Origin of the sequence: Pantoea sp. Cy-640 (assembly GCF_011752635.1) — a bacterium.
In the GTDB taxonomy this organism is placed as follows: Bacteria; Pseudomonadota; Gammaproteobacteria; order Enterobacterales; family Enterobacteriaceae; genus Pantoea; species Pantoea dispersa.
Genome location: NZ_VWXB01000003.1, coordinates 474,926 through 500,702 on the forward strand (window position 1 = coordinate 474,926; position 25,777 = coordinate 500,702).

Below are 25,777 nucleotides of genomic sequence, written 5' to 3' on the forward strand. Positions count from 1 at the left end.
ATACCATGAATAAGAAGGTTTTCACGCTCACAGCACTGGTTGCCAGCATGATGTTTGGTGCAACTGCGCACGCCGCCGATACCCGCATTGGCGTGACAATTTATAAATATGACGACAACTTCATGTCGATGGTGCGCAAAGACATCGAAAAAGAGGCGAAAGCCGTTGGCGGCATTCAGCTGCTGATGAACGACTCACAGAACGACCAATCCAAACAGAACGACCAGATTGACGTGCTGATGGCGAAAGGCGTGAAAGCGCTGGCCATCAACCTGGTGGATCCGGCTGCTGCGGCAGTGGTGATCGACAAAGCGCGCGCGAACGACGTGCCGGTGGTGTTCTTCAACAAAGAGCCTAACGCAAAAGTGCTGGCCAGCTACGACAAAGCTTACTATGTCGGTACCGACTCCAAAGAGTCCGGCATCAAGCAGGGTGAGCTGATCGAGAAACACTGGAAAGCCACGCCAGCCTGGGATCTGAACAAAGATGGTCAGATTCAGTTCGTGCTGCTGAAAGGTGAACCGGGCCATCCGGACGCTGAAGCGCGCACCAAATACGTCATCGAAACCCTGAACAAAGACGGCATCAAAACCCAGCAGCTGGCGATGGATACCGCAATGTGGGATACCGCGCAGGCGAAAGACAAAGTTGACGCCTGGCTGTCTGGCCCGAACGCCAACAAAATTGAAGTGATCATTGCGAACAACGATGCGATGGCGATGGGTGCGGTTGAAGCGCTGAAGGCGCACAACAAAACCAGCATTCCGGTATTTGGTGTAGACGCCCTGCCAGAAGCGCTGGCGCTGGTGAAATCCGGTGCGATGGCCGGTACCGTGCTGAACGATGCGGAAAACCAGGCGAAAGCCACGCTGGACATTGCTAACAACCTGGCCAATGGCAAAGAGCCAACCGCAGGTACCAACTTCAAGATGGATGGCAAAGTAGTACGCGTACCGTACGTACCGGTTGATAAAGAAAACCTGTCGCAGTTTGTGAAGTAATTCGTCCCGGGCGCGGCTTTTCTGCCGCGCCTTATTGCATCTGACCAACGCTTTTTTTAGCCAGGTAAATTATGGCCAGTGAGAATCCGACCACACAGCGAGAATATCTGCTGGAGATGACGAATGTCTCGAAATCATTTCCAGGGGTGAAAGCCTTAGATAATGTGAATTTAAAAGTGCGGCCGCACTCCGTCCATGCCTTAATGGGTGAAAACGGCGCCGGTAAATCCACTTTATTAAAATGCCTGTTTGGGATTTATAAAAAGGATACGGGGAGCATCCTGTTTCAGGGTGAGGAAATAGATTACAAATCCTCCAAAGAGGCGCTGGAAAATGGCGTTTCAATGGTGCATCAGGAATTAAACCTGGTGCTGCAGCGCAACGTGATGGACAACATGTGGCTGGGGCGCTATCCGCGCAAAGGTCCGTTTGTCGATCAGGATAAAATGTATCGTGATACCAAAGCGATCTTTGATGAATTAGATATTGATATCGATCCGCGCGATAAAGTCGCGACGCTTTCGGTATCGCAAATGCAGATGATTGAAATCGCCAAGGCGTTTTCCTATGACGCGAAAATCGTCATTATGGATGAGCCCACGTCATCGCTGACCGAAAAAGAAGTTAACCACCTGTTCACCATTATCCGTAAGCTGAAAGATCGCGGCTGCGGTATTGTTTATATTTCGCATAAAATGGAAGAGATTTTCCAGCTGTGCGATGAGATCACCATTCTGCGTGACGGCCAGTGGATTGCCACTCAGCCGCTGGAAGGGCTGGACATGGACAAGATCATCGCCATGATGGTCGGCCGTTCGCTCAACCAGCGCTTCCCGGACAAAACTAACGTGCCGGGTGAAGTGATTCTTGAGGTGCGCAATCTGACCTCGCTGCGCCAGCCGTCAATTCGTGATATCTCGTTTGACCTGCACAAAGGCGAGATTCTCGGGATTGCCGGCCTGGTGGGCGCCAAGCGTACTGACATTGTGGAAACCTTATTTGGTATCCGTGAGAAGTCGGGCGGCACCATTAAACTGCACGGCAAAACGATTAATAACCACAGCGCCAACGAAGCCATCAACCATGGTTTTGCGCTGGTGACGGAAGAGCGGCGTTCCACCGGGATTTATGCCTACCTGGATATTGGTTTTAACTCGCTCATTTCTAATATCAAGAAATATAAATCCAGTATGGGTCTGCTGGATAATAAACGCATGAAAAGCGATACCCAGTGGGTCATTGATGCCATGCGGGTGAAAACGCCCGGCCATCATACCCAAATTGGATCGCTCTCCGGCGGTAACCAGCAAAAAGTCATTATTGGTCGCTGGTTATTGACGCAGCCGGAAATACTGATGCTTGATGAACCGACGCGCGGTATTGACGTCGGCGCTAAATTCGAGATTTATCAGCTGATCTCGGAGCTGGCGAAAAAAGAAAAGGGCATCATTATTATCTCTTCTGAAATGCCAGAGCTGCTGGGCATTACCGACCGTATTTTAGTAATGAGTAATGGTCAGGTAGCGGGCATTGTCGATACTAAAACGACCTCGCAGAATGAAATCCTGCGTTTAGCGTCATTACACCTTTAATGAAGCAAGGGCTTTAACATGAAAGCGACTACTAAAAAGAATGCGCTAACCTGGTTAAAAGAGGGCGGCATTTATGTTGTCCTGTTGGTACTGCTGGCGATTATTATTTTCCAGGATCCGACCTTTTTAAGCCTGATGAACCTGAGTAACATTCTGACTCAGTCATCGGTCCGTATTATTATCGCACTCGGCGTAGCCGGTCTGATCGTGACCCAGGGCACCGACCTGTCGGCAGGGCGCCAGGTGGGTCTGGCGGCGGTGGTGGCGGCAACGCTGCTGCAGTCGATGGATAACGCCAACAAGGTGTTCCCGCATCTGGAAACCGTGCCGATTCCGCTGGTGATTCTGACCGTGTGCATCATCGGTGGCGTGATTGGTCTGGTTAACGGCGTGATCATCGCTTACCTGAAGGTGACTCCGTTTATCACCACGCTGGGCACCATGATCATCGTTTACGGCATCAACTCGCTGTACTACGACTTTGTGGGCGCTTCACCGATTGCCGGTTTTGACGCTGGCTTCTCAAAGTTTGCCCAGGGCTTCCTGCGCTTCGGCGACTTCAAGCTGTCGTTCATCACCTTCTATGCGATTATCGCCATCGTGTTCGTCTGGATCCTGTGGAATAAAACCCGCTTCGGCAAAAACATTTTTGCTATCGGCGGTAACCCGGAAGCGGCGAAAGTCTCCGGCGTTAACGTTCCGCTTAACCTGATCCTGGTGTATGCGCTGTCCGGCGTGTTCTATGCCTTCGGCGGGATGCTGGAAGCGGGCCGTATCGGCAGCGCCACTAACAACCTCGGCTTTATGTATGAGCTGGATGCGATTGCGGCCTGCGTGGTGGGCGGCGTGTCGTTCGCCGGTGGGGTAGGTACCGTCGCGGGTGTGGTGACCGGTGTGATCATCTTCACCGTCATCAACTACGGTCTGACCTACATCGGCGTGAACCCGTACTGGCAGTACATCATCAAGGGCGGCATCATCATCTTCGCCGTGGCGCTTGATTCGCTGAAATACGCGCGCAAGAAATAGCAGAGTACAGGGTCAACCATCAGGGCTGCGGCAACGCGGCCCTTTTTATTTGTTTCGCTTCTGCTATTTCCGCAGCTTCTCTTCCAGCTCGAGCAACTGTTCCGGTGTAACTGCCGGGTAGCTCTGGGCATCTTCCGGCACTTCATGCACCGCCGGAATCGGCACCAGCGGGCCAAGGAAACGCGGCTCGCGCTTCATCAGATAGAGATCCGCCAGCGCACCGAGGCGCGCACCTACCTCGCGGAACCGCACCGACAGCATATTTTTGGGCGACGGCACGGCGTAGCACTGCGCCTGAATGCCCAGATGCTGGGCGATATAGAGTGCGCGTTCGCAGTGGAAGCGCTGGGTAATGATGATGAAATCGTTGGTGTCGAAGACTTTGCGCGTGCGCACAATCGAATCCAGCGTACGGAAACCGGCATAATCCAGCACGATGTCCGAGGGATCGACGCCGGCTTTGATTAAATCGCGTCGCATGGTCATCGGCTCGTTGTAGCTCTGCAGCGCATTATCGCCGCTCAGCAGCAGATAATTCACCTTGCCGCTGTTGTAAGCGTTGAGCGCGCCCTGAATGCGATACAGGTAATACTGATTGATGACGCCGGTGCGGTAATACTTGGCGGTGCCCAGCACCACGCCGACCTGACGATGCGGCAGCGAAGCGACATCTTCATAAATAAACGGCGCGGTTCGCCAGCTAATCCAGCGATCGAGGCCGAGCGCGGTCGCCATCACCAGTAAGATGATGATAAACAGAGCAAAGAAAACGCGTTTAAGTATGCGCACGGGCACTCGGTTGACGAAAATTCAGATGGGTCAAGGCTACTTGAGGCGGCACGGCTAAGCAAGTTCGCGCCGGTCGGCTGACGTTTTTTTAAGCGCTGCCGCACCTGAAGCGTGCGGCAGCGTCGGTCTGCAATTAAATCGAGGTACGGCGGTAGTGACGATACTGCGGCAGCCAGAAGTTGTTGTTGATGGCTTTCGACAGTACGTCCTCGGAGGTGACCACCGCCACACCCGCCAACTGCGCCGCTTTGCCCACCTCCATGGCGATCACTTTGGAGACGCCCTGGATGTCCTTAATCTCTGGCAGCACCGGACCTTCACCGTCGTTAACCAGCGGTGAGCAGTCAGCCAGCGCGCGGCTGGCGGTCATCAGCATCGAATCCGTTACGCGGGTGGCACCGGCAGCGATCACGCCGAGACCGATTCCCGGGAAGATATAGGAGTTGTTGCACTGGGCAATCGGGTAGGTTTTGCCTTTCCAGGTGACCGGTGCAAACGGGCTGCCGGTGGCGACCAGCGCGTCACCGTCGGTCCAGGCGATGATATCTGCCGGGGTTGCTTCCACGCGTGAGGTCGGGTTCGAGAGCGGCATCACGATCGGGCGTTTGCAGTGCTTGTGCATCTCGCGAATGATCTCTTCGGTGAACAGTCCCGGCTGGCCGGAAACGCCGATCAGGATATCCGGCTGGGCATTGCGCACCACGTCGAGCAGTGAAATCGAATCGCTGGTCACGTCCCAGTCTTTCAGATTGTCGCTCTTCTGCACCAGCTTGCTCTGGAAATCGAGCAGGTTAGGCAATTTGTCAGTGAGCAGGCCGAAACGGTCTACCATCATCACGCGCGCGCGCGCTTCATCATCGCTCAGGCCTTCGGATTTCATCTGTGCGACGATCTGCTCGGCAATACCGCAGCCGGCGGAACCGGCACCGAGGAACACCACTTTCTGCTCGCACAGACGGCTGCCTGCGGCGCGGCTGGCAGCGATCAGCGTGCCTACCGTGACAGCGGCCGTGCCCTGAATATCATCATTGAAGCAGCAGATCTCATCGCGGTAACGCTCCAGCAGCGGCATGGCGTTTTTCTGCGCGAAATCTTCAAACTGCAGCAGCACGTTTGGCCAGCGGCGCTTCACCGCCTGAATGAATTCATCAACGAAGGCTTCATACTCTTCGCCGGTGATGCGCGGATGGCGCCAGCCCATGTAGAGCGGATCGTTCAACAGTTGTTGATTATTGGTGCCGACATCCAGCACCACCGGCAGGGTGTAGGCCGGGCTGATGCCACCACACGCGGTGTACAGCGACAGCTTACCGATAGGAATGCCCATGCCGCCGATGCCCAGATCGCCGAGGCCGAGAATACGCTCGCCGTCGGTGACCACGATAACTTTGACATTCTGCTTGGTGGCGTTTTGCAGCATGTCTTCAATGCGGTCGCGGTTGTTATAGGAGATAAACACCCCGCGCGCGCGACGGTAAATTTCAGAGAAGTGCTCGCACGCCGCGCCAACCGTTGGGGTGTAGATGATCGGCATCATCTCTTCCAGGTGGTTGTCCAGCAGGCGATAGAATAGCGTTTCGTTGGTGTCCTGGATGTTGCGCAGGTAGACGTGCTTGTCGTTATTGTTTTTGAAGTCCAGGAACTGACGCCAGGCGCGCTCGGCCTGCTCTTCGATGGTTTCTACGGCGTCTGGCAGCAGGCCATTGAGGTTAAATTCGTTACGTTCTTCCAGCGAGAAGGCGCTGCCTTTGTTCAACAGCGGAAATTCCAGCAGGATCGGACCCGCGTAAGGAATATACAGCGGACGTTTACTTTCGTACTCGAGTTCCATGCAGTGTTTGCTCCGGTTGCAGTGTTTTCTGACGTGTCGCCAGCAAGAAGGTAACGCCAGACCCGTTTATTGTGAAGTTCTGGCGCCCGATCCTATGAAAATTCCTGCAGATGTACAGCTTTTGTTAATAGAAGGTCACAAAAGCGGTAAAAGGATCACTAAACTGTTGGTTTCGAAACTAAAGTAACTGAGAAATTGCTGCAGCCTACCGCGGCGAGGGTGGTGCGGGTGGCATCAAACTGGCTCAGCGTGGCGTCGGCGCTTTCTGCCAGCACCGCCTGCTGAATCTCCTCAAGCGCTTCGTTGTGCATATTCATCAGAATCAACGCGGCCTGTAATGGCGGCAGGCTCGGGTTAAAGGCGGCATTTTCGGCATAGCGCCCGGTGTAAATCTGGCCGCTGCGGCTCTGCAACGCCACGCCGCTATAACTCTGGCTGTAGGGTGCATGGCTGCGGCTGGCGGCATCAATCGCGGCCTGCTGCAGCGCATCGCCCTGCGGCAGGAAACCGTGGTCGACGGGGGTAAGCAGCCGTTCGCTGATATTGAGATCGGCCGGGCCAAACGCATCCGGTAAATAGTCGGACAGCGTGCTGACCGCGCGGCCCGGCAGGCTGATGCGAATCGCCGTACCGCTATTCAGTTCATTCATAAACTGGCGGCAGTGCCCGCACGGCGTGTAGTTGACGGTAATGGTCGCCAGCTGTGCTTCGCCCCGCAGCCAGGCATGCGTGACTGCGCTCTGCTCGGCGTGGACCGTTTGCTGCAGCGGCGCATGTAAAAACTCCATGTTGGCACCGAAGTACCAGTGGCCACTGATGCCGCGCGCAATAGCGCCCACGTTAAAGTGTGAAACCGGTGCCACGGCACAACAGGCGGCAATCGGCAGCAGTGCGAGTGCCAGCGCATCATCATCAAGACCGGTTGCCTGTTGCAGCTGAGTCACCTCCTGCGGTCGCAGCACGCCGTGAAAACCAGCGGCGTCCAGCAGCGGCTGAAGCGCGCTCTGCAGCGCAGCGGGCAGGGCAGAGAAAGCGGAAGTGAATCGTGCATGCATGATGTTATGGCCTCATTAACTCGTCAGCGGCGAAGCGCCGCCTCAAGGTTTATATGTGATCCATGTCGCTATGACAATGCAAGCTGATTGGCTTGTTTCAACTTTGCGAGATCTCTCGCAAGTTTTACCCCAGTAAGCGCATCAGCAAAGGAAAAATAAAAGGCGCCAGTAACGAGGTGATGATGCCGCAGATTACCAGCGCCAGTGAACTGAAGGCGCCTTCCTGATAGTCAATCTCCGCGGCGCGCGCGGTGCCGAGCGCATGAGACGCGTTGCCAATCGCCAGCCCGCGTGATGACTTGCTGCGCACCTTAAACAGATTCAGCAACATGTGGCCAAACACCGCGCCCAGCACGCCAGCAATCAATACACAAATGGCGCTGATGGCGGGAATACCGTGCAGCGAGCCCGAGACTGCCATGGCGATGGGCGTGGTCACCGACTTCGGCAGGATGGTGGCTGCGATTTCCGGCGTCGCCCCCATCCACAGCGCGATCGCCGTGCCGGACACCATGGCGGTAATGCTGCCGATAAAGCAGACGCTAATGATGGTTTTCCAGCGCGCGCGAATCTGGTGCATCTGCTCATACAGCGGCAGCGCCAGCGCCACCACGGCGGGCTGCAGCAGCTGATTAAGCAGCGCGCTGCCGGCGAAATAGCGCGCGTAGGGCAGGTGCGTCAGCAGCAGCAGTGGAATGATGATCGCCATGGCTACCAGCAGCGGATTGACGATAGAGAGGTTGATTCTGGCTGCCAGACGGCGTGCCAGCAGATACGCCACTACGGTAAGTGGCAGTGACCACCAGGCGTCACTCATGGCCAGACTCCTTCGGACGCTGCAGGCGCTCGGCGCTCAGGCCGACAATCAGCAACACCAGCAGGGTGCTGACCATGCAGGAGACGACAATCGGGCCAAACTGTGCGCTGAGGATATCGGTGTAGCCCATCACGCCAACGCTGATCGGCACAAACAGCAGCGCCATGTAGCGGATCAATAGCTGACAGCCGGGTTTCACCCACGTCACCGGAATAATCTGCAGCGCCAGCAGGGCAAACAGTAACAGCATGCCAAGGATGCTGCCGGGAATGGTAAATGGCAGCAGGGCGGCAAGGCCGTTGCCGGCATACAGCGCGGCATAGACGATGGCAAAGGCGCGCAGATAGCGCCAGCAGGCAGATAGCACGGTGGGCATGTCAGGCTCCTGTTTTCGTGGCGCTTCATCATACGCATTAAGCGCTTAGCGTGCTAGCGATCACACTGGAATGCAGATTCAGGATTTCAACACCTTTGCTTTGAAGATGCGCAAAGCGGCGTAAGCTGGTGGGCAGAGCGAAGGAGCAGCGATGAACCACACCGTGCAACCGCAGCGCGCGCTGCGAAAGGCGATGCCGCAAGCGGAGCAAAAACTATGGCGCTATTTACGCAACCGAAATGTGTGTGGCGCGAAGTTTCGCCGCCAGCATCCTGTTGGAGGGTATATCGTTGATTTTGCCTGCGTTGAGCGATCGCTGATCGTGGAACTGGATGGCGGACAGCACAATACGCCTGAAGATCAGGCTTATGATGCCCGGCGCACGGCGTATTTACAGCGCTGCGGCTGGCGCGTTATTCGCTTCTGGAATCATCAGGTGTTTAATGAGTTTGAGGCGGTGATGGCGGAGATTTATCGCTGTCTGATGCTGGCGCGATGAGCGCGGTGCGGTTTTCCCCTCACCCCAGCCCTCTCCCGCAGGCGGGAGAGGGGGTAGTCTTGTGCGGGGTTTTGCTATGTGCAGGTTTGATACATGGGTAACAACGTGCGCTGTTCGGCCCTTTTTAATGCGGGAGAGTGAGTCAAGCGAACGAGGTGCAGGCCTGGCTCTGAACCCAGACCCCGCACTCAGCGGTTCCCTCTCCCGCAGGCGGGAGAGGAGGTAGTCTTGTGCAGTGTTTTGCCAGGTGCAGGCCTGGCTCTGAACCCAAAACCCGCACTTAACGGTTCCCTCTCCCGTAAGCGGGAGAGGGTTAGGGTGAGGGCCAGAGCGCACCAACCCTTACTTCACCGGCATACCCGGCTGGGCACCGCTATCCACTGACAGCACAAACAGATCTTTGCCGCCAGGGCCGGCAGACAGCACCATGCCTTCGGATACGCCGAAACGCATTTTGCGCGGCGCCAGGTTAGCGACGATGATAGTCATCTTGCCCACCAGCACCGACGGATCCGGATAAGCGGCGCGAATGCCGGAGAAAATCTGGCGCTTCTCGCCACCCAGATCCAGCTGCAGACGCAGTAGCTTATCGGAACCTTCTACCAGCTCAGCCTGCTCGATCAGCGCCACGCGCATGTCGACTTTGGCGAAGTCATCAATGGTGATGGTCTCGCCAATTGGTGCATCGGCCAGTGGACCGCTTGCCGCCGGCTGGTTCGCCGCTGCTGCGTCCTCTTTCGAAGCCGCAATCAGCGCCTCCACTTTTGCCATCTCAATACGACCATACAGCGCTTTAAACGGCGCTACGCTGTGGTTGAGCAGCGGCTGCGCAATGCCATCCCAGCTCAGTTCGCTTTGCAGGAAGGCTTCTGTGCGCTCGCTCAGCGACGGCAGCACCGGCTTCAGCCAGGTCATCAGCACGCGGAACAGGTTGATACCCATTGAGCAAATCGCCTGCAGGTCGGCATCGCGGCCTTCCTGTTTCGCCACCACCCACGGTGCCTGCTCGTCAACGTAGCGGTTGGCCAGGTCGGCCAGCGCCATGATCTCGCGGATCGCACGGTTGTATTCGCGGCTGGCCCACGCTTCACCGATTTTCTCTGACGCATCAACAAAGGTCTGATACAGCGCCGGATCCGCCAGTTCGCTTGCCAGCTGGCCGTTAAAGCGTTTGGTGATAAAGCCGGCGTTGCGCGAGGCGAGGTTCACCACTTTATTAACGATGTCAGCGTTCACGCGCTGGACGAAATCTTCCAGATTAAGGTCAATATCGTCGATGCGCGAAGAGAGCTTGGCCGCGTAATAGTAACGCAGGCTGTCGGCATCAAGGTGCTGCAGCCAGGTGCTGGCTTTGATGAAGGTGCCGCGCGATTTCGACATCTTCGCGCCGTTCACCGTGACATAACCATGCACAAACAGGTTGGTCGGCTTGCGGAAATTGCTGCCTTCCAGCATCGCTGGCCAGAACAGGCTGTGGAAATAGACGATGTCTTTGCCGATGAAGTGATACAGCTCGGTGCTGGAATCTTTCTTCCAGAACTCGTCGAAATCGATGTCGCCGCGTTTGTCGCACAGGTTCTTAAACGACCCCATGTAGCCGATGGGCGCATCCAGCCAGACGTAGAAGTATTTGCCCGGCGCGCCAGGAATTTCGAAGCCGAAGTACGGTGCATCGCGGGAGATATCCCACTGTTGCAGACCGGCTTCAAACCACTCCTGCATCTTGTTTGCCACCTGCTCCTGCAGCGCACCGGAGCGCGTCCACGCCTGCAGCATCGCGCTGAAAGACGGCAGATCGAAGAAGAAGTGTTCAGAATCGCGCATCACCGGCGTCGCACCTGACACCACCGATTTCGGCTCAATCAGCTCGGTCGGGCTGTAGGTCGCGCCGCACACTTCGCAGTTATCGCCGTACTGATCGGGAGATTTACATTTCGGACAGGTGCCTTTGACGAAGCGGTCAGGCAGGAACATGCCTTTTTCCGGATCGTACAGCTGCGAAATGGTGCGGTTTTTAATGAACCCGTTCTCTTTCAGGCGCGTGTAAATCAGCTCAGACAGCTGGCGGTTTTCGTCGCCGTGCGTGGAGTGGTAATTGTCATAGCTGATGTTGAAACCTGCGAAATCGGTCTCATGCTCCTGCTTCATTTCCGCAATCATCTGCTCCGGCGCGATACCCAGCTGCTGGGCTTTCAGCATGATCGGCGTGCCGTGGGCGTCGTCCGCACAGATGAAGAACACCTGATTGCCACGCATTCGCTGGTAACGGACCCACACGTCAGCCTGAATGTGTTCAAGCATGTGACCTAAGTGGATAGAGCCGTTTGCGTACGGCAGGGCGCACGTTACCAGTAGTTTTTTAGCGACTTGAGTCATAATTTGCGTAGCATTCCGTGAATAAAAAATCGGGCTTAGATGTTAACCGAAGCACCCTCTGGCGTAAACACAGCAGCTCGGCCACGTCACTTTTAGCGCCTATCTGATATGATTGATGGCACACCGCCATCGTCTGGCGTCATGACTAAATAAGGAGTTGGGATGACCGCACAATCCCGGGACCATCATTCACCTGAAGCGTTGCGCGCCGTGGTTATCGGCGTGCTGAGCGAGTTTGAGCATCCGACGCTGCAACACAATCTGACTACCCTCAAAGCGCTGCGTCACGTGGCGCTGCTCGACGACAAGCTGCACATTGAACTGGTGATGCCATTTGCCTGGGCCAGCGCATTTGAAGCGCTGAAAGCCCAGACCAGTGCAGAACTGCTGCGCCTGACCAACACGCGCGCCATCGACTGGCGGCTGCGTCATGACATTGCCACCCTGAAACGCGTGAAAAATCAGCCGGGCGTCAACGGCGTGAAAAACATCGTCGCCGTTAGCTCCGGTAAAGGTGGCGTGGGCAAATCCAGCACCGCCGTGAATATGGCGCTGGCGCTGGCGGCCGAAGGCGCGCGCGTCGGTATTCTTGATGCGGATATTTACGGTCCGTCGATCCCGGACATGCTCGGCACCGAAAAGCAGCGTCCCACCTCGCCGGATGGCACGCACATGGCACCGATCATGGCGCACGGTCTGGCAACTAACTCTATCGGCTATCTGGTCACCGACGATAACGCCATGGTGTGGCGCGGACCGATGGCCAGCAAGGCGCTGATGCAGCTGCTGAACGAAACGCTGTGGCCGGATCTCGATTACCTGATTCTGGATATGCCGCCGGGCACCGGTGACATTCAGCTGACGCTGGCGCAGAACGTGCCGGTGACCGGCGCGCTGGTGGTGACCACGCCGCAGGACATTGCGCTGATCGATGCGCGCAAAGGCATGGTGATGTTCGAAAAAGTCAGCGTGCCGGTGCTGGGCGTGGTGGAAAACATGAGCATGCACATCTGCAGCGAATGCGGCCATCACGAGCCAATCTTTGGTACCGGCGGTGCGCAGAAGCTGGCTGAGGATTATCACACCCGTCTGCTGGCTCAGCTGCCGCTGCACATTAATCTGCGCGAAGATCTCGACGACGGTGAACCGACCGTGATTCGCCGTCCGGAGAGTGAATTCACCGCGCTGTATCGTGAACTTGCGGGCCGGGTTGCCGCCCAGCTTTACTGGCAGGGTGAGGTGATTCCGGGCGACATCGCCTTCCGCGCGGTTTAAGCCTTAGCTGCCGCTGGTGCGTGACGCCAGCGGCAGGTGCATCAACACGTACTGGCCCTGTTCACTCTCTCCCAGCGCTTCGCGCTGCCAGCCGTGCTGCTGATAAAACTGCAGCGCCGCTTCGTTCTGGAGCAGACATTTCAGCGCGCCGGTGGAGGTAAAACGTTGCTGCACCGCGTTCAGCAGCGCACTGCCGACGCCCTGGCCCTGAAAGGCCGGATCGACATACAAACTGTGCAAAAAATTATCGTTATCCATCACGCCGGCAAAGCCTGCACGGTGGCCGTCGATCTCCGCCACCAGTACCGTTTCACCAGGAATAATCGCGTCGAAATCTTCCAGCTGCCAGTCGTCGCCGGCCAGCCATGTCCAGTTATGACGGCGCGCCGCGAGATACAGTGTGCGTAAGAAAGGGCGGTCGGCTTCTTCAAAAAGACGAATTTTCACTTCCAGACTCCATGACGAGTAAGCGGGCACGTTTTGTAGCGGCGTTGTGCACCCAGTAAAATCGTGCAGCAAAGATGATTGAATGTTTATAAAAAAATAGCAGTTGCCGTGCGCAAAGATAAAGCCTGTTAACTCTGCGGCTTTTCTGTGTAGAATGCCGCGGCAAGCCGCATCAAATCTGGCGTCGGCACTTTGATAGCTTTTGATTATCTGATTGATAACGTCTGCATATTAGAAGTTGGCCCGAAAATTATGTAGCCTGCATCACATCTTTTTAACGGAGGTCACCCATGTCTATTATCAATACCAAAATCAAACCGTTCAAAAACGCTGCATTCAAAAACGGCGAATTCATCGACGTAACCGAGAAAGACGTTGAAGGTAAATGGAGTGTTTTCTTCTTCTACCCGGCTGACTTCACCTTTGTATGCCCGACTGAACTGGGTGACGTGGCAGACCACTACGAAGAGTTCCAGAAACTGGGCGTAGACATCTACTCCGTTTCAACTGACACGCACTTTACCCACAAAGCCTGGCACGGTTCTTCAGACACCATCGCGAAAATCCAGTATGCGATGATCGGCGACCCGACCGGTGCTCTGACCCGTAACTTCGAAATCATGCGTGAAGCAGAAGGTCTGGCTGACCGCGGTACCTTCATCGTTGACCCGGAAGGCATCATCCAGGCCATCGAAATCACTGCAGAAGGCATCGGCCGTGACGCATCTGACCTGCTGCGTAAAGTGAAAGCGGCTCAGTACGTGGCTTCTCACCCAGGTGAAGTTTGCCCGGCTAAATGGAAAGAAGGCGACGCAACGCTGGCTCCATCACTGGACCTGGTTGGCAAAATCTAAGTCACCTCCGCCCTTTGATCTTTCTTCCATCGGGTGCTGCGGCACCCGATTTTCTTCACAGGAACTCACTATGCTCGACACCAATTTAAAAACCCAGCTCAAGGCCTACCTTGAGAAACTAACGAAACCGGTTGAGTTGATTGCCACACTGGACGATGGCGCAAAATCCGCAGAGATCCGTACTCTGCTGACCGATATCGCGAGTCTGTCTGATAAAGTCAGCTTCCGTGAAGAGAACGATCAACCGGTACGTAAGCCATCATTCCTGATTACTAACCCTGGCAGCCACAGCGGTCCGCGCTTTGCCGGTTCGCCAATGGGCCACGAATTTACCTCACTGGTGCTGGCACTGCTGCAGACCGGTGGACATCCGTCGAAAGAGGCGCAGAGCCTGCTGGATCAGGTTGTTGCGCTGGACAGCGACCTGCATTTCGAAACCTATTATTCTCTGTCATGCCACAACTGTCCGGACGTGGTCCAGGCGCTGAACCTGATGGCGGTGCTCAACCCGCGCATCCGTCATACCGCCATCGACGGTGGCATGTTCCAGAACGAGATCACCGAACGCAACGTCATGGGCGTGCCGGCGGTTTACCTCAACGGTAAAGAGTTCGGTCAGGGTCGCATGAGCCTGGCAGAAATCGTCGGTAAGGTAGACACCAACGCGGATAAGCGTGCGGCTGAAGAGCTGAACAAGCGTGATGCCTATGAAGTGCTGATCGTCGGCAGCGGCCCGGCGGGCGCTGCGGCGGCCATCTACTCGGCGCGTAAAGGCATCCGTACCGGCCTGATGGGCGAGCGCTTTGGCGGCCAGGTGCTGGACACCGTTGACATTGAAAACTACATCTCCGTGCCGAAAACCGAAGGGGCGAAGCTCGCCGGTTCTCTGCGTGCGCACGTTGATGACTATGACGTGGACGTGATCGACACCCAGAGCGCCATCAAGCTGATTCCGGCAGCCAAAGAGGGCGGCCTGCACGCCATCGAAACCGCTTCCGGCGCGGTGCTGAAATCACGCAGCATCATCATTGCTACCGGCGCACGCTGGCGCAACATGGGCGTTCCAGGTGAAGAGCAGTATCGCACCAAAGGTGTGACCTACTGCCCGCACTGTGACGGCCCGCTGTTTAAAGGCAAACGCACGGCGGTGATCGGCGGCGGTAACTCCGGCGTTGAAGCGGCCATCGATCTGGCCGGCATTGTCGAGCACGTCACGCTGCTGGAGTTCGCCAGCGAAATGCGCGCCGATAAAGTGCTGCAGGATAAACTGCGCAGCCTGAAAAATGTCGATGTGATCCTCAACGCGCAGACCACCGAAGTAAAAGGCGACGGCAGTAAAGTTACCGGTCTGACCTACATCGACCGCAATAACCAGACCAGCCACGAACTGGCGTTGAGCGGTATATTCGTACAGATTGGCCTGCTGCCCAACACCAACTGGCTGGAAGGCGCGGTAGAGCGCAACCGCATGGGCGAGATCCTGATCGACGCCAAAGGCGAAACCAGCCTGAAAGGCGTATTTGCCGCCGGCGACTGCACCACGGTGCCGTACAAGCAGATCATCATTGCCAGCGGGGAAGGGGCCAAAGCGTCACTGAGCGCGTTTGATTACCTGATCCGCACCAAACCGGCTGAATAAGTTTTGCGATAGCCACGCAAGCGCCCTGCAACCTGTGTTGCGGGGCTTTTTTTTAACCCAGCCAGCGACGCGCCTGTTCATCGCTGATATCGCGATAATAAATTTTATGGATGCGCTCGCCGCAGCGTTTGCATTCGGCTTCGAGGTACGTGGAGTACCGGTAACGGCCGCCGGGGGCAACGGCGCCTTGACGGGAAATGGTGATATTGTGCCAGTGATGCGCGTGCGGAAGAAAACTGAATAAAGTCATTAGCGATTCCGGGTGAAGGTGAAACAGCGGTCTTCAAATCCGGAGGGGAATTAGGCCGTGTTACGCCGCCGGCCGGTTTGATATTAATCAAGTTGCGCGCTTTCTTCTTTTTATTTCCCGCCTACTGCCCCGGCAGATTAAATTAACTATCCTGATGAATTTTAGGGCTTTTGGGAAAATTGATCTCCGTCGATTTGTTTATATTTTCCTGATGATCAAAAAATCATGAAAATTGATGGCGCACGTATTTTTGCTCATCGTTGTCCGGCAAAAAAAGCGCACCTGCCGCAGGATTTACAACTTTAAGCTGACCCTTTATGCTGTGAAGGCACGTCTGACACGGACGTGCATGACTCGGGGTGCCCTTCTTTGTGAAGGCTGAGAAATACCCGTAATACCTGATCTGGATAATGCCAGCGTAGGGAAGTCAGATGCCTGACCGCATTCGCCTTCCTGATTGCCGGTTGGGAGCCTTATGACACAGCCTGACCCTCTTTCCCCGGCGCAACTCGCGCACTCTCTGCAACTGCTGCGGCAGCAGGCACCGCTGGTGCACTGTATGACCAACGACGTGGTGCAAACTTTTACCGCCAACGTGCTGCTGGCACTGCAGGCTTCGCCCGCGATGGTGATTGATGGCGATGAAGCGGCGCAGTTTGCCGGTTTTGCCGATGCGCTGCTGATTAACGTCGGCACCTTAACCCATGATCGCCGCGATGCGATGCTGGCGGCGGTACAGGCCGCTAACCAGGCCGGCACACCGTGGACGCTCGATCCGGTGGCGGTAGGCGCGCTAACCCTGCGTACGGAATTCTGTCAGCAGCTGCTGAGCCTGCGACCGGCGGCCATTCGCGGCAACGCTTCAGAGATTCTCGCCTTAGCCCACCAGGCCACGGGCGGACGCGGCGTGGATAGCGTGCATCAGGCCGATGCTGCACTGAACGCCGCGCAGCAGCTGGCGCAACGCTGCACCACTATCGTCGCGGTAACCGGCGAAGTCGATTACGTCACTGATGGCCGCCAGACGCTGGCAATACCCGGCGGCAGCCCGCTGATGACGCGCGTGGTTGGCACCGGTTGTGCGCTATCCGCCGTCGTCGCGGCGTGCAGCAGCCTGCCGGGCGAGCGCATCCAGCACGTGGCAGCGGCCTGCCGCGTAATGTCACTGGCGGGAGAGCAGGCCGCGCGCAGCGTGGCAGGGCCCGGCAGCTTCGTCGCCGCTTTTCTCGATGCGCTGTGGACGCTGGAGGTGGCGGCATGAAACGCATCAATGCATTGACCATTGCCGGCACCGACCCCAGCGGTGGCGCAGGTATCCAGGCCGATCTGAAAGCGTTTTCCGCGCTAGGCGCGTACGGCACCAGCGTGATTACCGCGCTGGTGGCACAGAACACCCGTGGCGTGCAGTCGGTGTATCGCATCGAACCGGCATTTGTCGCGGCGCAGCTCGACTCGGTGCTGGACGACGTGCGCATTGACGCCGCGAAAATCGGTATGCTGGCGGAGACGGCGATCGTTGAGGTGGTGGCAGAGAAGCTGAAACGCGCCAGCCTGCCGTTTGTGGTGCTGGATACGGTGATGATTGCCAAAAGCGGCGATGCGCTGCTGTCGCCCGATGCGGTAGCCAGCATTCGTGAATGTCTGTTGCCGCAGGTATCACTGATCACGCCCAACCTGCCGGAAGCCGCGGCGCTGCTGGGTTGCCGCATGGCGCAGGACGAGGCGAGTATGCTGCAGCAGGGCGATGCGCTGCTGGAACTGGGCTGCGAAGCAGTGCTGATGAAGGGCGGTCATCTCAGCGATGCGGAAAGCCCGGACTGGCTGATCACCCGCGCCGGCCGCCAGCGCTTTACCGCGCCGCGCGTTAACACCCGTCATACGCACGGCACCGGCTGCACGCTGTCGGCGGCGCTGGCGGCATTGCGACCGCGCCATACGGACTGGGCGGGCACCGTAGCGGAGGCCAAGGCCTGGCTGCAGCAGGCGCTGCTGCACGCCGATTCGCTCGAGGTCGGCCACGGCATTGGGCCGGTGCATCATTTCCATCAGTGGTGGTAGGGCGTAACGCCAGATTGCCGTTTTTTCACTGCGTATCCGTCTGAAAAATGGAGTCAGCAATTTGCCAGCCTGGTGCGTTTCGGTCCAGGCTGTGGGGGCGAATCGGCAGGTGCCGGTTCTTTTCCAGCCATTTATCAGGAGCGAACATGACGGACATCGTACAGTTATTGGGTAAAGAGGCGGATACGCTTCTTCAACATCGCTGCATGACCATTCCAGCGGACAGCCTTTATTTGCCGGGCGCGGATTATGTCGATCGCGTGATGATTGATAACAATCGTTCTCCTGCGGTACTGCGCAATATGCAGACGCTCTACAACACCGGCCGTCTGGCGGGTACCGGCTATCTGTCGATTCTGCCGGTGGATCAGGGCGTGGAACACTCTGCTGGCGCCTCGTTCGCCGCCAATCCGGCCTATTTCGACCCGAAGAATATCGTCGAGCTGGCGATTGAAGCCGGCTGTAACTGTGTGGCGTCAACCTATGGCGTGCTGGCCTCCGTGTCACGTCGCTACGCGCACCGCATCCCGTTTATGGTCAAGCTGAACCATAACGAAACCTTGAGCTATCCCACGCAGTATGACCAGACGCTGTACGCCAGCGTTGAACAGGCGTTCAACATGGGCGCGGTTGCGGTCGGCGCCACCATCTATTTTGGTTCTGAGCAGTCACGCCGGCAGATCGAGGAAATTGCAGCAGCCTTCGAGCGCGCGCACGAGCTGGGCATGGTGACGGTGCTGTGGGCTTATCTGCGCAACAACGATTTCAAGAAGGATGGGGTGGATTATCACGCCAGCGCCGATTTAACCGGTCAGGCTAACCATCTGGCAGCCACCATTGGTGCCGACATTGTGAAGCAGAAAATGGCGGAGAATAACGGCGGTTATAACGCGGTGAAGTTTGGCCACACCGATGAGCGCGTGTACAGCAAGCTGACCAGTGAGAATCCGATCGATCTGGTGCGCTACCAGCTGGCCAACTGCTACATGGGGCGCGCCGGGCTGATTAACTCCGGCGGGGCTTCAGCCGGTGCGACCGATGTGGCGGAGTCGGTGCGTACGGCGGTGATCAATAAACGCGCCGGCGGCATGGGGCTGATTCTCGGACGCAAGGCGTTTAAGAAGTCGCTGAAAGAGGGCGTGGCGCTGATTAATGCGGTGCAGGATGTGTATCTGGCGAAGGATGTGACGATTGCCTGATGGTGTGAGGGGCGTTTTTCCCCCTCACCCTAGCCCTCTCCCGCAGGCGGGAGAGGGGACTGTTTTGTGCGGTTTTTTAATGCATTAATTCTCTGACAGCTTACTGGAACAGCGCCCACTCCCGGTGGGAGAGGGCCGGGGTGAGGGCATCACACCGCACCATATCAAACCGCACCGCATCACACCCCACCGCAAGCTCAGCGCACAACACTACGGCCCTTCAAACCATTCGCTGTTGCGCTCAGCAATCGGCGTGATGGTCAGAATCATCTCCTGCAGATGTCGCCGCATCGCCTTCTCCGCCGCATCGGCATCCTTCGCTTTCAGCGCGGCAAAAATCTCTTCATGCTGCTGAATCAGGCTCTCCGGCGGCGACACTTCGCTCAGCGTCAGAAAGCGCACGCGGTCCATCGTCGCTTTAATGTTCTCCACCGTCTCCCATGCCAGCAGGCAGTCAATGCCTTCGGCAATCAACCGGTGAAACTCATCGTCGAGCGCCAGAAACGCCTGGCTGTCGTGGCGTTCCGCTGCCAGTCGCTGCAGCTGCAGATTGTGTTCCAGCGCCATCAGTCCGGTGGCAGCGATCTCCAGCGCGGCGCGGCGAACCACGGCGATCTCCACCGCTTCACGGATGAAACGGCCGTCGGCGACGCGCTGGGCGGAGATTTTGCGCACGAAGGTGCCGCGCTGCGGCAGGACCTGCACAAGGCCGGCTTCGGCCAGTTTGATAAAGGCTTCCCGCACCGGCTGCCGCGACACGTTGAAGCGCGCCGACACTTCTTTCTCCGACAGCAGCGAGCCCGGATGGATCACGCAGGTCACGATATCCTTCCGCAGATAGCGATAAATCTGCTGATTTACCGGTTCGCTGGTGGTTATGGTATAGGCAATCGACATGCAGCAATATCCGTATTACGGCTGGCCGCCGCCAGCCCGATGAGAAAGCGTCAGTCTAATCAGCACGCTGCGTCTGCGCTACACATTTGTGCAGGCGGCTTAGCCTTCTGTGACCAGCGCCTGCACCGTGGCGCGTGCACCGGTAAGCCGCAGCTGTTGATACAGCTCAGTAAGCCGCGTAACAAACACCGTGTGATAGCGTAAGTCGTCGCCGAACACTGCCTGCAGGCGCAGTAAGGCCTCAACGCGCTGCGGGCCATCCTCGCTGTTGGCAACAATGCTGGCCAGCTGCGCGTTGAGCGGATCGCGAATCTCAATCGCCGCGCCCTGCTCATCGACGCCGCTGATATAGCGCATCCAGCCTGCTACGCCCAGCAGCAGATAATCACAGGCCGTCCCGTTACGCAGATGCCAGCGCACGCTATCCAGCAGGCGCTGTGGCAGCTTCTGCGTGCCGTCGGTGGCGATTTGATAAGTGCGATGTTTAATCGCCCGGTTTTCGTAACGGGCGATCAGCGAGTCGGCATAGGCGACCAAATCAACATCCTGCGTGCGCAGCGTGGGTGCCTGATCCTGCAGCATCAGCGCGCGCGCCGCCTGACGAAAATTGGCATCGGCCATGCAATCGCTGATGTGCTGATACCCGGCCAGGTAGCCGAGATAAGCCAGGAACGAGTGGCTGCCGTTGAGCATGCGCAGCTTCATCTCTTCGTACGGCAGCACATCACGCACCAGCTCCGCACCGGCCTGTTCCCACGCCGGGCGGCCGCTGACGAAGTTATCTTCAATCACCCACTGGAAAAAAGGTTCGGCTTCTACCGCCACCGGATCGCGACTGCCCAGCCGCGCTTCCAGCGTCGCGAAAGCCTCATCGGTCATCGCCGGTACGATGCGATCCACCATGGTTGAGGGAAAGGTGAGGTGGGTCTGAATGTAATCCGTCAGCGCCGGGCTGCGACGCTGCGCCAGCTGGGTTATCACATTGCGCGTAACGTGGCCGTTCTCCGGCATGTTGTCACACGACATCACGCTAAACGGCGGCAGATCGCGCTGGCGACGGCGTTCAATCGCCGCCAGGATCACGCCGGGCAGCGAGCGCGGCGCGTCAGGATGCGCCACATCGTGCACGATGTCCGGATGCGTCAGGTCGAGCTGGCCGCTCGACGGCAGCGAACAGTAGCCCTTTTCCGTGACCGTCATCGACACGATGGCGATTTCCGGCTGGCTCATCGCTTCAATCACCGCCTCAATACCGTCACTTTTCGCGTGCAGCGCCTGGGTAATTACGCCAACAATTCGCGTGTGCAGGCTGTCGTCGGCCATTTCGGTCACGCTGTACAGCAAATCCTGCTGGCGCAGAGCGGCGATCAGCGCGCCACTGTTGAGATTCACTTCGCAGTAGCCCCAGTCGCTGCCGTGCTGCGCCAGTTGGTCAGTGGCCAGCGCCTGATGCGCGCGGTGAAAGGCACCAAAACCGATGTGCACCATGCGGGTTTTCAGCTGGCTGCGGTCGTAACGGGGGCGCTGTACGTCAGCGGGAAGGCGATCGGGTTGTAACATGCATAATCCTTGTGGCAAACGGGGCGCGCGGCGCCCCGGCAGAGTCATTCGATTAAACGGAAACCGGTTTGTCGCTGACTTTCGGGCTGCGAATCACAAACAGCACCAGCAGCGCGCCAAGAGCCGCCACCACGCCCGCCAGCACAAAGGCGCTGTCAAATTTGCCGGTGTGCTGCACGATGAAGCCGGTAACGATCGGGCCGATAATGCCGGACAGGCTGCCAATCAGGTGGATAAAGCCGCTGATGCTGCCGACGCGGCTTTTGTGCACCACATCCTGAATAATCGCCCAGTAAATGGCACCGGTGATGTAGAGGAAGAAGATGGAGATCGACATCATGATCACCGCCGAATTCACCTCTTTGATGGTGCCCGCCAGCGCCACACATATCGCTGCCGCCAGCAGCGACACTACCAGCACAATCTTGCGCGATAGCAGTAGCTTACCGGTGATAGTAAAGATTTTATCGGAAATCCAGCCGCCCAGCGCCAGGCCAACGAAGCCGACAATCCACGGGATCATGGTAGTGATGCTCATGGCTTTGATATCCAGCCCGTGCGCCTGCACCAGATAGGCCGGGAACCAGCTCAGGAAGAAGAACAGAATGTAGTTGTAGCAGAAGAAGGCGAAGGCGGTAACGAGGATAATCGGCTGACGCAGATAGTAGCCCATGCCGTGCGCTTTGCCGTCCGCGTCGATGATATCCGCCGGCTCTTCCGCTTTCAGTTTCTCTACCAGCGCGCGCTCCTGCGCAGAGACGCGCTTACTGCGCGCCGGATTATCGGCGGCGAAGAAGAACCATAGCGCCATCCACACCAGACCAATCAGGCAGATCACCACAAACGCCGGACGCCAGCCGAAGGAGAGCGCCAGGTAGCCGACAATCGGCCCGGCGACCGCGCCGCCGAGCGGGGAACCGGCACTCAGCAGGCCCATGGCGGTGGCGGCCTGCTTTTTCGGGAACCAGCCGTTGATGGCTTTGTTGGCCGAGGCGCAAATCGGACCTTCCGCCATGCCGAACAGCACGCGCAGAATCATCATCGACCAGAAACCGGTCGCCAGCGCGGTCATGCCGCAGAACAGTGACCACATGCCGACGGCGGTGCCGAGCACAATCGTCGGGCCAAATTTATCGGTGGCCAGGCCGCCAATAAAGTTGAACAGCGCATAGCCGAAGAAGAAGCTGCCGAAGATCAGGCCGAACTGCTCGGCATTGATCATCAGATCTTTTTCCACCAGCGGCACGGTAAGCGACAGGGCAATACGATCGAGGTAGTTGATCATATACACCAGGAACAGCAGCAGTACGAGGGTCCAGCGTAGATTCTTCAGCATAGAAACTCCGTTTCCCTGTTCTTCTTCAGGCTGCAGCGTCACGGGGAGATGACCTTGATGACCGCGGCGCTGCGCCTGATTTATGCAGGGGATTATTGTTGTGGCCGGCGGGTACGCACCGGCATCAGGGACATCTGGTGTGGCGCATCATTCAATCCATTTGCAGGATCACTTTGCAGCAGGTGCGCGGGTCTTGTTCAAACAGCGTCATGGCGCGCTCGATCTGCGCCAGCGGGAAATAGTGGGTAACCAGTTTCTCCGGCTGGATCAGTCCCTGTTCCAGCCACGCAATCACCTGCGGGAAGCGGTTGCTGTTCAGGCGCGAGGTAAACAGCGACAGCTCTTTACTGGTCAACGCCTGCTGCGTCAGGCTGCACGGCTCAGCAGAAAACCCGAGCAGGCCAATGCGCGCTGCCGGCGAGGCCAGCGCCACCGCTTCGGCGAGGATCGCCGGATGGCAGGCGGCGTCGATAATCAGCGTCGGCTGAACGCCTTCCAGCTGCGCCGCCAGCGGGATCTCGCTGTTGTTGAACAGGCGATCGGCACCGTTTTGCTGCGCCAGCGCCAGCCGCTCTGGCAGGCGGTCGACCACCAGCACCTGCTGTACGCCGTACACACCTTTCAGCACCTGAATGGCGGTCAGCCCCATCGGACCGGCACCGTAAATCAGTGCCACATCCTGTGGCTGCGGTTTGAGGAACGCCGTGATATTCGCGGCAATGGTGAAGGGCTCAACCAGGCTGGCGAGTTGGTCGGGAATGCTCGCCGGCAGGCGATGGGCATTTTTGGCTGGTGCCACCGCATACTCGCTGAAGCCGCCGTCGCGGTGAACGCCAATCACCTGCAGTGACTGACAGACATTAGGACGGCCAACGGAGCAGGGATAGCAGTGGCCGCAGCTCACCACCGGATCGACCGCGACGCGTTCGCCCAGCCGGCGGGCATCAACGTCCTGTCCGACCGCGTCAATCACGCCGAAAAACTCATGGCCGATGACGCGCGGATAGCGGGCAAATGGATTGTGACCGTGCCAGATGTGCACGTCAGAGCCACAGATACTGGCAAATTTCACTTTTACCCGTACTTCATCAGCGGCGGGCTGTGGCAGCGCGCGCTCGGCCAGCAGCAGTTTACCCGGTTGTTCAATCACCACACTTTTCATCATTCACTCCTGGCTGGTGGCCTGAAGGCGCGACACACCAGTAATAACGCGACAGTAATGACGAAAAAATACGCGCAATAATACTACCATACAAGTTGCTGTTGCAGAGTTGTGAACGCAATCACAGAGCGGATGGGGTAGTTGCAAAGAGAAGTTTCAGAATGGCGTTGCGGTGCGCATCACTGCACACCCTTGAAAGTCGTTAACCGGTTAGAGGGTCGCCATTCAGGGCGACCGGAATAAACGCAGCAAAATGACAGGCCTGCGGCGATCGACGGCACGTTCGCCGCGCAACATTACGGCCGCCGTAACGTCACCGCGCTAAGCGTGCGCCACAATAGCTCTTTATCCTGCGATGACACGTTGCGCTGCTGAATGTCGCGCATAAATTCGGCCTTTTGCGGTGTCTGCAGCGTCGCGCCCTGTTTCAACTGCGCGGCAAGCTGCGTCAGAATCGCATCGCTGTAATGACCAATGCTTTTGCGTACCTCATCCAGCGGACGCGGCTGCCAGTGCGGCTCCGGCGTTGCCAGCCAGTCGGCGCGATAGCGATACTGCACCGCTTTTGCCACATCCATCTGTGCCTGAATAAACGGCTGCACCGTGGCATCGTCGAGACCCAGCTGACGCGCTTCCGCCAGGGCTTTGTCCAGCACCTTGCGCTCCTGACCCAAATCTTCAATCGGCTGATGATGCTGCGCTTTATAACCCGCCACATCCTTCATGTAAGACAAGCGCGTGTTAATAAGCTGGCCCGGCGAAGGACTGCTGAGTTCTGCCGCGGCGGCGGAACAGCTGCAAATCAGCAGCGCTAACGTGGCCGATCGTAACTGCATTTCCATACTGATGCTCCCAATGTTCAACCCAGGCGCTGGATCTGCGCGAGGCTCAGGCTAAGTCAAAATAATGACATGACAAAGTACAGGGTGAAAAATTATCTTGTTTTTTAATCTACCAACTAGTAGGTTTGTTTTCCAGCGCCTTTTGCCGCAATGTTATTGCGCTTCAGGTTGAATGATTTCTGGCACAGGGCTGCCGCTGAGGCAGCGCTTATCATCAAAAGGAACACTCCATGACGGTCTTATCACATTACAAACGCCTTTCACTGCTGATTGCCGGTTCACTGCTGGCCGGTGCCACGCTGTCGCCGGCGATGGCGGCAGAGATGGCAGGGCAAAAAGTGCAGGTACGTGGCGTTGTTGAATCGGTAAACGGGCAGCAGCTCACTATCAAGTCACGCGAAGGAGCGGAGGTCAGCGTGGCCATGAAGCCAGGTGCGATGGTGTCTGCGGTGGCGAAGGCCAGCATCAGCGACATTAAAAAGGGCGATTACGTGGGCATTGCCTCGCTGCCGAAAGCAGGCGGCGGAGATGGCGCGCTCGAAGTGCTGATTTTCCCGGCGCAGCTGAAAGGTGCAGGCGAAGGCAACTTCAGCTGGGATCTGAAGCCGGGCAGCTCAATGACCAACGCCACAGTCGCCAATAGCGTTACCTCGGTGGATAACAGCGAAGTGACGGTGAGCTATCACGGCCATCAGAAAAAAATTGCCATTCCGGCCGGTACGCCGGTGGTGACGCTGGCCGCCGCTACCCCGGATGACCTGAAACCCGGCACCACCGTGTTTGTTCCGGCCGAGAAGGGCGCCGACGGTAAGCTCACCGCAGGCAATGTCATTGTCGGCAAAAACGGCGTAGTGCCGCCGATGTAATCCGGCTCCAGCCAGGCCTCGCCTGGC

At 57.4% G+C, this 25,777-nt stretch carries 24 protein-coding genes and 1 riboswitch; of the genes, 11 read left to right on the plus strand and 13 right to left on the minus strand.

Annotated elements, in window-relative coordinates; all coding sequences use genetic code 11:
- The first annotated feature begins 5 nt into the window (after nucleotides 1-5).
- The 3 genes from mglB to mglC all read left to right on the plus strand — a co-directional run bounded on the left by mglB (nucleotide 6) and on the right by mglC (nucleotide 3,622).
- Nucleotides 6-1,001 carry a galactose/glucose ABC transporter substrate-binding protein MglB gene (mglB, locus tag F3J36_RS11045; protein ID WP_059009180.1) on the plus strand — a complete coding sequence of 332 codons (996 nt, stop codon included), beginning with the start codon at nucleotides 6-8 and terminating at the stop codon, nucleotides 999-1,001.
- A 71-nt stretch (nucleotides 1,002-1,072) separates the two neighbouring features.
- A complete protein-coding gene (mglA, locus tag F3J36_RS11050) occupies nucleotides 1,073-2,593 on the plus strand; it encodes a galactose/methyl galactoside ABC transporter ATP-binding protein MglA (RefSeq protein WP_166719686.1) in 1,521 nt (506 codons plus the stop codon).
- An 18-nt stretch (nucleotides 2,594-2,611) separates the two neighbouring features.
- Complete coding sequence (gene mglC / locus F3J36_RS11055) at nucleotides 2,612-3,622, plus strand: galactose/methyl galactoside ABC transporter permease MglC (protein WP_021509284.1); 1,011 nt, start codon at nucleotides 2,612-2,614, stop codon at nucleotides 3,620-3,622.
- Nucleotides 3,623-3,685: 63 nt separating this feature from the next.
- Here the strand turns inward: mglC and sanA are convergent, their stop codons facing one another.
- The 5 genes from sanA to F3J36_RS11080 form a co-directional block, all read right to left on the minus strand.
- Nucleotides 3,686-4,405 (minus strand): outer membrane permeability protein SanA, encoded by a 720-nt coding sequence (gene sanA / locus F3J36_RS11060; protein WP_031280053.1) that lies wholly within the window; start codon nucleotides 4,403-4,405, stop codon nucleotides 3,686-3,688.
- Nucleotides 4,406-4,544: 139 nt separating this feature from the next.
- Nucleotides 4,545-6,242 (minus strand): NAD-dependent malic enzyme, encoded by a 1,698-nt coding sequence (locus F3J36_RS11065; protein WP_058757262.1) that lies wholly within the window; start codon nucleotides 6,240-6,242, stop codon nucleotides 4,545-4,547.
- A gap of 158 nt (nucleotides 6,243-6,400) precedes the next feature.
- Entirely contained in the window at nucleotides 6,401-7,297 is an 897-nt protein-coding gene (cdd, locus tag F3J36_RS11070) for a cytidine deaminase (protein ID WP_166719687.1), read from the minus strand.
- Nucleotides 7,298-7,421: 124 nt separating this feature from the next.
- On the minus strand, nucleotides 7,422-8,114 hold the full coding sequence (locus tag F3J36_RS11075; protein WP_021509288.1) for a CidB/LrgB family autolysis modulator: 693 nt from the start codon (nucleotides 8,112-8,114) through the stop codon (nucleotides 7,422-7,424).
- Nucleotides 8,107-8,490 carry a CidA/LrgA family protein gene (locus F3J36_RS11080; protein WP_021509289.1) on the minus strand — a complete coding sequence of 128 codons (384 nt, stop codon included), beginning with the start codon at nucleotides 8,488-8,490 and terminating at the stop codon, nucleotides 8,107-8,109. Before F3J36_RS11080 ends, F3J36_RS11075 begins: the two co-directional genes overlap by 8 nt.
- 151 nt (nucleotides 8,491-8,641) lie before the next feature.
- Between F3J36_RS11080 and F3J36_RS11085 the strand changes: the two genes are divergently transcribed.
- On the plus strand, nucleotides 8,642-8,989 hold the full coding sequence (locus F3J36_RS11085) for an endonuclease domain-containing protein (RefSeq protein WP_166719688.1): 348 nt from the start codon (nucleotides 8,642-8,644) through the stop codon (nucleotides 8,987-8,989).
- Nucleotides 8,990-9,331: 342 nt separating this feature from the next.
- On the opposite strand, the gene metG is transcribed toward F3J36_RS11085, so the two are convergent.
- Nucleotides 9,332-11,365 (minus strand): methionine--tRNA ligase, encoded by a 2,034-nt coding sequence (gene metG, locus F3J36_RS11090; protein ID WP_031280054.1) that lies wholly within the window; start codon nucleotides 11,363-11,365, stop codon nucleotides 9,332-9,334.
- A 162-nt stretch (nucleotides 11,366-11,527) separates the two neighbouring features.
- Between metG and apbC the strand changes: the two genes are divergently transcribed.
- Complete coding sequence (gene apbC / locus F3J36_RS11095; RefSeq protein ID WP_058757266.1) at nucleotides 11,528-12,640, plus strand: iron-sulfur cluster carrier protein ApbC; 1,113 nt, start codon at nucleotides 11,528-11,530, stop codon at nucleotides 12,638-12,640.
- Between the two features lie 3 nt (nucleotides 12,641-12,643).
- Here the strand turns inward: apbC and F3J36_RS11100 are convergent, their stop codons facing one another.
- Nucleotides 12,644-13,087, minus strand: coding sequence for a GNAT family N-acetyltransferase (locus F3J36_RS11100; protein ID WP_058757267.1), 444 nt, complete (start codon nucleotides 13,085-13,087; stop codon nucleotides 12,644-12,646).
- Nucleotides 13,088-13,377: 290 nt separating this feature from the next.
- Here F3J36_RS11100 and ahpC point away from each other — a divergent pair, with 290 nt between their 5' ends.
- Nucleotides 13,378-13,941, plus strand: a complete 564-nt coding sequence (ahpC, locus tag F3J36_RS11105) for an alkyl hydroperoxide reductase subunit C (RefSeq protein ID WP_010617942.1) — start codon at nucleotides 13,378-13,380, stop codon at nucleotides 13,939-13,941.
- A 70-nt stretch (nucleotides 13,942-14,011) separates the two neighbouring features.
- Nucleotides 14,012-15,580, plus strand: a complete 1,569-nt coding sequence (gene ahpF / locus F3J36_RS11110) for an alkyl hydroperoxide reductase subunit F (protein ID WP_058769944.1) — start codon at nucleotides 14,012-14,014, stop codon at nucleotides 15,578-15,580.
- A 52-nt stretch (nucleotides 15,581-15,632) separates the two neighbouring features.
- On the opposite strand, the gene F3J36_RS11115 is transcribed toward ahpF, so the two are convergent.
- On the minus strand, nucleotides 15,633-15,830 hold the full coding sequence (locus tag F3J36_RS11115) for a hypothetical protein (RefSeq protein WP_021509295.1): 198 nt from the start codon (nucleotides 15,828-15,830) through the stop codon (nucleotides 15,633-15,635).
- 345 nt (nucleotides 15,831-16,175) lie between these two features.
- Nucleotides 16,176-16,272, plus strand: a riboswitch (TPP riboswitch).
- Between the two features lie 33 nt (nucleotides 16,273-16,305).
- On the opposite strand from F3J36_RS11115, the gene thiM reads away from it, so the two are divergent.
- The 3 genes from thiM to fbaB all read left to right on the plus strand — a co-directional run bounded on the left by thiM (nucleotide 16,306) and on the right by fbaB (nucleotide 19,087).
- Nucleotides 16,306-17,091 (plus strand): hydroxyethylthiazole kinase, encoded by a 786-nt coding sequence (gene thiM, locus F3J36_RS11120; RefSeq protein ID WP_166719689.1) that lies wholly within the window; start codon nucleotides 16,306-16,308, stop codon nucleotides 17,089-17,091.
- Nucleotides 17,088-17,888, plus strand: a complete 801-nt coding sequence (gene thiD / locus F3J36_RS11125) for a bifunctional hydroxymethylpyrimidine kinase/phosphomethylpyrimidine kinase (protein WP_166719690.1) — start codon at nucleotides 17,088-17,090, stop codon at nucleotides 17,886-17,888. The genes thiM and thiD overlap by 4 nt, the downstream gene beginning before the upstream one ends.
- Nucleotides 17,889-18,034: 146 nt before the next feature.
- Nucleotides 18,035-19,087 carry a class I fructose-bisphosphate aldolase gene (gene fbaB, locus F3J36_RS11130; RefSeq protein ID WP_058757271.1) on the plus strand — a complete coding sequence of 351 codons (1,053 nt, stop codon included), beginning with the start codon at nucleotides 18,035-18,037 and terminating at the stop codon, nucleotides 19,085-19,087.
- 210 nt (nucleotides 19,088-19,297) lie between these two features.
- On the opposite strand, the gene F3J36_RS11135 is transcribed toward fbaB, so the two are convergent.
- The 5 genes from F3J36_RS11135 to F3J36_RS11155 form a co-directional block, all read right to left on the minus strand.
- Nucleotides 19,298-19,984 (minus strand): GntR family transcriptional regulator, encoded by a 687-nt coding sequence (locus F3J36_RS11135; RefSeq protein WP_088516609.1) that lies wholly within the window; start codon nucleotides 19,982-19,984, stop codon nucleotides 19,298-19,300.
- A 99-nt stretch (nucleotides 19,985-20,083) separates the two neighbouring features.
- Nucleotides 20,084-21,544: a mannitol dehydrogenase family protein gene (locus F3J36_RS11140; protein WP_166719691.1), complete on the minus strand. Its 1,461-nt coding sequence runs from the start codon at nucleotides 21,542-21,544 to the stop codon at nucleotides 20,084-20,086.
- 52 nt (nucleotides 21,545-21,596) lie between these two features.
- On the minus strand, nucleotides 21,597-22,880 hold the full coding sequence (locus tag F3J36_RS11145; RefSeq protein WP_166719692.1) for an MFS transporter: 1,284 nt from the start codon (nucleotides 22,878-22,880) through the stop codon (nucleotides 21,597-21,599).
- A gap of 151 nt (nucleotides 22,881-23,031) precedes the next feature.
- On the minus strand, nucleotides 23,032-24,042 hold the full coding sequence (locus F3J36_RS11150) for a Zn-dependent oxidoreductase (protein WP_166719746.1): 1,011 nt from the start codon (nucleotides 24,040-24,042) through the stop codon (nucleotides 23,032-23,034).
- Between the two features lie 296 nt (nucleotides 24,043-24,338).
- Nucleotides 24,339-24,884 (minus strand): chorismate mutase, encoded by a 546-nt coding sequence (locus F3J36_RS11155; protein ID WP_166719693.1) that lies wholly within the window; start codon nucleotides 24,882-24,884, stop codon nucleotides 24,339-24,341.
- A 230-nt stretch (nucleotides 24,885-25,114) separates the two neighbouring features.
- On the opposite strand from F3J36_RS11155, the gene F3J36_RS11160 reads away from it, so the two are divergent.
- Entirely contained in the window at nucleotides 25,115-25,750 is a 636-nt protein-coding gene (locus tag F3J36_RS11160) for a hypothetical protein (protein ID WP_166719694.1), read from the plus strand.
- The last annotated feature ends 27 nt before the right edge of the window (nucleotides 25,751-25,777 follow it).